Source organism: Microvirga sp. P5_D2, assembly GCF_054049475.1.
In genome coordinates, this window is record NZ_JBFUMH010000298.1 from 1 (window position 1) to 3,322 (window position 3,322).

6 protein-coding genes and 1 pseudogene are annotated in these 3,322 nt (G+C 63.9%); 4 read left to right on the forward strand and 3 right to left on the reverse strand.

What is annotated here, in order from left to right:
- Together ACXJKO_RS30765 and ACXJKO_RS30770 are read right to left on the reverse strand one after the other, a co-directional pair.
- Positions 1 to 144: pseudogene (locus ACXJKO_RS30765) on the reverse strand (IS3 family transposase); the annotation flags it as partial.
- A 191-nt stretch (positions 145 to 335) separates the two neighbouring features.
- Complete coding sequence (locus ACXJKO_RS30770; protein WP_457094808.1) at positions 336 to 536, reverse strand: hypothetical protein; 201 nt, start codon at positions 534 to 536, stop codon at positions 336 to 338.
- Positions 537 to 707: 171 nt separating this feature from the next.
- Here ACXJKO_RS30770 and ACXJKO_RS30775 point away from each other — a divergent pair, with 171 nt between their 5' ends.
- From ACXJKO_RS30775 to ACXJKO_RS30785, 3 genes are all read left to right on the forward strand, one after another.
- Entirely contained in the window at positions 708 to 1,526 is an 819-nt protein-coding gene (locus tag ACXJKO_RS30775) for a transposase (RefSeq protein WP_457094809.1), read from the forward strand.
- Between the two features lie 360 nt (positions 1,527 to 1,886).
- On the forward strand, positions 1,887 to 2,312 hold the full coding sequence (locus tag ACXJKO_RS30780; RefSeq protein WP_457094810.1) for an MAPEG family protein: 426 nt from the start codon (positions 1,887 to 1,889) through the stop codon (positions 2,310 to 2,312).
- Between the two features lie 173 nt (positions 2,313 to 2,485).
- The gene (locus ACXJKO_RS30785; protein ID WP_457094811.1) at positions 2,486 to 2,641 is read left to right on the forward strand and encodes a hypothetical protein; all 156 of its coding nucleotides are present in this window, start codon (positions 2,486 to 2,488) and stop codon (positions 2,639 to 2,641) included.
- A 61-nt stretch (positions 2,642 to 2,702) separates the two neighbouring features.
- On the opposite strand, the gene ACXJKO_RS30790 is transcribed toward ACXJKO_RS30785, so the two are convergent.
- Positions 2,703 to 3,062, reverse strand: a complete 360-nt coding sequence (locus ACXJKO_RS30790; protein ID WP_457094812.1) for a hypothetical protein — start codon at positions 3,060 to 3,062, stop codon at positions 2,703 to 2,705.
- On the opposite strand from ACXJKO_RS30790, the gene ACXJKO_RS30795 reads away from it, so the two are divergent.
- The gene (locus tag ACXJKO_RS30795; RefSeq protein WP_457094813.1) at positions 3,061 to 3,207 is read left to right on the forward strand and encodes a hypothetical protein; all 147 of its coding nucleotides are present in this window, start codon (positions 3,061 to 3,063) and stop codon (positions 3,205 to 3,207) included. The genes ACXJKO_RS30790 and ACXJKO_RS30795 overlap by 2 nt on opposite strands.
- Positions 3,208 to 3,322 lie beyond the last annotated feature (115 nt).

The following is a 3,322-nucleotide window of genomic DNA, read 5'->3' on the forward strand; positions in this document are numbered from 1 at the left end:
CCCCTTGCGCCCGCGAAAGGAGCTCTGTTCGGAGATGGCGGCATCCTTGCAGGTGAGTGCGATGCTCTTGCCGTGCGCGAGCTGCACCTCAATCTGGCGCAGCTTGGCGATGATCTGCTCTGAACTGAACCTCTTCTTCGGCATCTTGAGCTCCTTGGTTCCAGGTCAATTCTCTCAATCAACCTGGTCCAATTCCACCCAGTCAGATCACCAGCCACATTGCATGATGCGGGCAATGCCGGCAGCGTCGTTGCGGTCGTTCTTGTTGATCTGCATCTTCAGCGCTGCCTTCGCATGGCGGGCATCGATGCAGATGACCGGCAATCCCAGCTCCGTCAGCTTGCTCCAGAGCCACGTCGCAGTTGATCCCGTCTCAAGCCCACCCGAGCCACATGCGGCACATGGGAATGAATGAAGCCCGCGACCGCCTCCGGGTCGGAGGGAACCATGCCTTCGCGCACGATCTTCCCCGTTTGATCAACAATGCAGATCGCCGTCAGCTTCAGCGAGACGTCCAGTCCGACATAGTGCTCCATGGCTACCCTCCATCATGCGAGGCCCAGCGGTGGGCCTCATCGATCCTTGGAGAGCCGATTCTCAAAGCCAGGTTATGGCGCGGGCTCCGGAATTACCCCATGTGTAAAAACGCTGGCGGCGGGACAAGGCAAGCAGTGGTAGGATAGCCCAGCCTTGTTTGGGGGGATCCGATGAGACGCTTTGTCGAAGGCGTGGATCGCGGCCAGACCACCCTGTTTCCCGAAAGCCTGGACGACTGGGTCGGTGAGGACAACGCGGTGCGCGTCATTGACGTCTTTGTCGACGCGCTCGATCTGAGAGGCCTCGGCTTTGACGGTGTTATGCCCGAAGCAACTGGGCGCCCCTCATACCATCCCGCCATCCTGCTCAAGCTGTACATCTACGGCTATCTCAACCGGGTGCAGTCGAGCCGGCGCTTGGAGCGTGACGCCAGTCGCAATGTCGAGCTGATGTGGCTGACCGGCCGCCTGATGCCGGATCACAGGACCATTGCCACCTTCCGCAAGGACAGCGGCCGGGCCATCCGTCAGGTCTGCGTCCAGTTCGTTGTGCTCTGCCGCAAGCTGGGGCTGCTGAGCACCGCCAGCGTGGCCATCGACGGCTCCAAGTTCAAGGCCGAATACTACTACAGCCATGTCGAGCGCGGGCTGACGCTGCGGCGCTACTGGACCACTGCCTGTCACACCTGCCCGCTGAAGAGCCGCTGCACGACGGCCAAGGAGCGCCGGATCGTGCGCTGGGAGCACGAGGAGGTGCTGGAGGCGGTGCAGCGCCGGCTTGATCTGAACCCAGGAGCGATGCGCCAGCGGCGCGAGGTGGTCGAGCATCCCTTTGGCACGATCAAGCTGCGCATGGGCGCCACCCACTTCCTGATGAAGACCTTACCGAAGGTGGCCAGCGAGATGGCGCTGCACGTGCTCGCCTACAATCTCACCCGGGTGCTGAACATCCTGGGCATCCAGCCGCTGATGGCCGCCCTCAGGGCATAGGGGCAGGGCTGTGCTCGTGCCATCACGCCTCTGAGGCGCCCAACGTTCGCCTCAGAGGCGATGAGAGCGTCATTCCGCCGATGATCAGCCCGCCCGTGCTCACCGATGATGGTGATGGGCTTTGGAGCGTGGAAAGCCGCAGCCCGTCTTCTGCCAAAGCGTTTTGACACGACCAAGACCCATTTCAGACGTTTCGAGCATCGGGCCCATGTATTAGACCGCACAAGCAGTTCCTGAGCCTAGCGCAAGGCCTGCTGGCAGGCGACGCTCTCAAGGCCGGGTTCGACTTCTGGGTGTGGCGGTCACGAGGCACACCCGCTAAGAAGTTCTACGCAGCCTACCCGCGTGCGGAGGGGTTCAATGACGACCCCGCAATGGGCGCTTCTCGGCTTTGCCGTCTGGACGCTTCTCGTGCTCTTCGGAACGGTCGGGGTCTACCGATGGTCGAGGATCCACAAGGGCAGGGTGAGGATTTCCGAATGGCAGGCCGACCGGCCCCAAGGCAGCGACTGGTACCAGCGTGCCATGAGGGCTCACATGAACTGCGTCGAGAACCTGCCGGTCTTCGCCGCGATCGTCCTGTGCGCCACCGCAGCCGGCGCGGACGGCCGCCTGCTTGACTGGCTGGCCGGGGCCATCCTGGCCGCGCGGATCTGCCAGACGACGGTCCACCTCGCTTTCGCGCCCTCCGATGCTGCCGCCTCGGTCCGGTTCGCGTTCTTTTTGGTGCAGGCGATCTGCATGCTGGCGATGGCTGCGGCTGTCGCAGTCGCGGCGGCCGGATAGCGGCGGCACCTCGGAATGGGGCGATGGCATGTTTCGTCGTCGCGGGGAGGCGAGCGCCTACCCCGGTTACGGACAGGAGGATCAGGACCACAGGCAGGAGAAACCTATGACCACCCGCGACCGCACCGTGCCCCATGCGTTGCCTTTAATCCGTGATGCCTGGGAGGGGCGCCATGACCCCTAGGGTTCGTCTGACGCTGTGCTGCCGCATCGGGCTGGTTGTGACGTCCTTCGTGCTTATCGGCGCCATTGTCGCCGAGCCCCTGTTGCGGCCGCTCTGGTCGCCGCAAGTCGCCATCGCCCAACTTGGCACGGGCGGCTCGCGTTAAGGAACGATTGCCAGCTGTTACCCGCCGGGCCCGGGCCCGTGACGAGGCTCGCAGACGGCATCTACGGCCGGGTGACGGAGATGCCGAGGCTGTCGAGCCGCAGGCCAGCGCCCGTGGTCACCAGCGTGTAGGTTCGACCCTTGACCGCACTGAAAGTGCAGCGCCCGTTCGGGCGGGGCCTGCCGTCGAGCGACAGGGCCGGCGAGTCTTGATGGGGATCCTCGCTCCCGCCCGCCATTCCCCTGGCGCTCGCCTCGACCTCGGCATTCTCCGGTGCCAGGAACTCCACCGTGTAGGACTTCCGCGGCTTTCTGCACCTCTCCCCGATGGCCTCGATCGTCTCCGCCGCAAAGGCGGAAGCGGCGAACAGCGCAACCGCGAACCCACCAATTGGAAGCAGGGCAAAAGGCTTTGGCACCATGGCACTGCTCCTTCAGGGCAACTTCCCAGGCCTGCCGTCGGTTCGTGCCGCGCCAAGCGATCCTGAGGCGGCTGTCAGCTCCACCATGATCGTCGGATTGTTTCTCCCTCGGGTCGAGGCTGTGTCAAAACGCGGGATCTGGTAATCTGGTGGGGTTAGCACGGACTGGAGGGATCGCGATGAAGCGGTTTGTCCAAGGCCAGGAGCGCAGCCAGGGCACCTTGTTCCCGGCCTGCCTCGACGAGTACGTCAGCGAGGAC

Coding starts and splice junctions, on each gene's coding strand:
- ACXJKO_RS30770 (WP_457094808.1), bottom strand. CDS start 536: ATGGAGCACTATGTCGGACTGGACGTCTCGCTGAAGCTGACGGCGATC.
- ACXJKO_RS30775 (WP_457094809.1), top strand. CDS start 708: ATGAGACGCTTTGTCGAAGGCGTGGATCGCGGCCAGACCACCCTGTTT.
- ACXJKO_RS30780 (WP_457094810.1), top strand. CDS start 1,887: ATGACGACCCCGCAATGGGCGCTTCTCGGCTTTGCCGTCTGGACGCTT.
- ACXJKO_RS30785 (WP_457094811.1), top strand. CDS start 2,486: ATGACCCCTAGGGTTCGTCTGACGCTGTGCTGCCGCATCGGGCTGGTT.
- ACXJKO_RS30795 (WP_457094813.1), top strand. CDS start 3,061: ATGGCACTGCTCCTTCAGGGCAACTTCCCAGGCCTGCCGTCGGTTCGT.
- ACXJKO_RS30790 (WP_457094812.1), bottom strand. CDS start 3,062: ATGGTGCCAAAGCCTTTTGCCCTGCTTCCAATTGGTGGGTTCGCGGTT.